The organism is Monashia sp. HAY1-5C, assembly GCF_056755255.1.
In genome coordinates, this window is record NZ_JBPGXG010000242.1 from 1 (window position 1) to 2,625 (window position 2,625).

The 2,625-nt window shown below is 72.3% G+C and carries 2 protein-coding genes; one reads left to right on the forward strand and one right to left on the reverse strand.

What is annotated here, in order from left to right; translation table 11 throughout:
- Positions 1–134: 134 nt before the first annotated feature.
- Positions 135–1,916: a DEAD/DEAH box helicase gene (locus ACR9ZK_RS21285; protein WP_481343961.1), complete on the reverse strand. Its 1,782-nt coding sequence runs from the start codon at positions 1,914–1,916 to the stop codon at positions 135–137.
- A gap of 239 nt (positions 1,917–2,155) precedes the next feature.
- Between ACR9ZK_RS21285 and ACR9ZK_RS21290 the strand changes: the two genes are divergently transcribed.
- Positions 2,156–2,625, forward strand: a 470-nt coding sequence (locus ACR9ZK_RS21290; protein ID WP_481343962.1) for a ferritin-like fold-containing protein, incomplete at its 3' end; no start/stop codon positions are given.

The following is a 2,625-nucleotide window of genomic DNA, read 5'->3' on the forward strand; positions in this document are numbered from 1 at the left end:
CCCACCCCGCCAGTCGCGCCCCAGATGTAGCTCCGTCTCGTGGGCTCGGAGATGTGTATAAGAGACAGTCCCACAGGACGCGGCCCCTCCTCCTCGGATCTGGTGCCCTCAGAGCGGGCAGACATCGCCGGCGGTCACTCGGTGCCGGACGCGGCGGGCGCGCTGCCGGCCTGCTGGCCACCCTGCTCGCCTCGGCCGCCCCGGCCGGCGCCACCGCGGCGACGGCGACGACGCGGCTGCGACGACCCGCCCTCGCCGGCGCTCGTGCCGGCACCCTCGGCGGCGGCCCCGGCAGGGTTATCGCCTGCCGCAGCCGCAGTGGCCTCGGCGGCCGACGGGGCCGCACCGGCTGCGGCGGCACCGCCACCACGGGTGCGACGACGGTTGCGCTGGCGACGCGGCCGGCTCTCGCCGTCCTCGCGCTGCTCGCCCGACGCGTCCCGGCCGGCCGGGCGGTCACCACGCGAGGCGCCGCCCCGGGAGGACGTGCCGTGCGACTGGCCCTTGCCGTGGCGCTTGCCGGTCTCGCCGAGGTCCTCGATCTCCTCGGCGGCCAGGCCCGCACGGGTCTGCTGGGACTTGCGCAGGTAGCCCTTCGCGTCGGTCGGGATGTCGAGGTCGGTGAAGAGGTGGTCCGAGCTGGAGTAGGTCTCCTGCGGGTCGGGGATGCCGAGGTCGAGCGTCTTGTTGATGAGCGCCCAGCGGTGCAGGTCGTCCCAGTCGACGAACGTCACGGCCACACCGGTGTTCCCGGCGCGCGCCGTGCGGCCGATGCGGTGCAGGTAGGTCTTCTCGTCCTCGGGGCACTGGTAGTTGATGACGTGCGTGACGTTGTCGACGTCGATGCCGCGGGCGGCGACGTCCGTGGCGACGAGGATGTCGACCTTGCCGTTGCGGAAGGCCCGCAGCGCCTGCTCGCGGGCGCCCTGGCCGAGGTCGCCGTGGATCGCCGCGGCGGCGAAGCCGCGCTCGACGAGCTCGTCGGCGACCTTGGCGGCGGTCCGCTTGGTGCGGCTGAAGATGATGGTCAGCCCCCGGTCCTTGGCCTGGAGCATCCGCGAGAGCATCTCGACCTTGTCGAGGGCGTGCGCGCGGTAGACGAACTGCTCGACGGCCTTGACGGTGTGGGCGTTCTCCGTGTCGTCACCCATCGCGCGGATGTGCGTGGGCTGCGACATGTACCGGCGGGCCAGGGCCACGATGGCACCGGGCATCGTCGCCGAGAAGAGCATCATCTGGCGCGAGGCGGGCGTGAGCGACATGAGCGTCTCGACGTCGGGCAGGAAGCCGAGGTCGAGCATCTCGTCGGCCTCGTCGAGGACGACGGTGCGCGCCTGCGACAGGTCGAGGTGGCCCTGCTTGGACAGGTCGATGAGCCGGCCCGGCGTGCCGACGACGACCTCGACGCCCTCCTTGAGGGCGTCGACCTGCGGCTCGTACGCGCGGCCGCCGTAGACGGTGAGGACGCGGATGCCGCGGCGCCGGCCGGCGCGCTCGAGGTCACCGGCCACCTGGACGGCCAGCTCACGCGTCGGAGCCACGGCGAGCGCCTGCGGCTTGCCCGGACGCGTCAGCGAGGCGAACGCGTCGTCACCGGGCGCCACGACGCGGTTGAGGATCGGCACGCCGAAACCGAGCGTCTTGCCGGTGCCGGTCTTGGCCTGGCCGATGATGTCGTGGCCCGACAGCGCGACGGGAAGCGTCATCGCCTGGATCGGGAACGGGTGGGTGATGCCCGCGTCGGCGAGGGAGGCGACGATGTCGGGATGGACGTCGAAGTCGGCGAAGGTCAGCTCCGGCGACACCTCGGCGGCGGTCTCGGCTGGGTTCTCCGCCGCTGCGTCGGTGGCAGGGGCAGGAACGGCGGCATCGGTGGTGACCTCGGTCTCGGCCGGGGTCTCGTGGGTCTGGGTCATGTGTGTCTCTCGATCGGCACGAGCACCCCGCGGACGCGGGAGCTCAGTGGCGGGACGGGCCGATCGGGAAGTGTCTTGACGGGCGAACCCCCGCGTCATCGCGGGATCCGCCGGTGCGCGGGAGAGTGTCCGCGAGCACCATCTGGGCGATCCATCGGGCCGACCGGGCACCGAGTTGTCCCACCCACTCTACCGGCAGGACGCGCGAGCGCCCGAATCTGCGCCGCTAGGTTGGGTCCATGACTGATGCGGCCCCCACGACGCCCACCGACGACCCCGGCTACGTCGCGGCTGTCACCGACCTGCTGGGCGTCCTCGCCTACGGTGAGCTGCGGGCCTTCAGCCAGCTGGCCCGCGACGCCGAGCTGGCCCCGACGCTGCGCCACACCTCGGCCCTCGCGCAGCTGGCTGCGCACGAGCTGCGCAACTACCAGCTGCTGACCGAGCGGCTCACCGAGCTGCGGGTCACCCCCGAGGAGGCGATGGAGCCGTTCGTCGTCGCCGTCGACGGCTTCCACGAGCGGACCCGGCCCTCGGACTGGCTCGAGGGTGTCGTCAAGGCCTACGTCGGCGACGGCATCGCCCAGGACTTCTACCGCGAGATCGCCCAGTACGTCGACCCCGAGACCCAGTCCCTGGTCCTCGGCGTGCTCGAGGACACCGGCCAGGCCGCTGTCTCTTATACACATCTGACGCTGCCGACGACGGA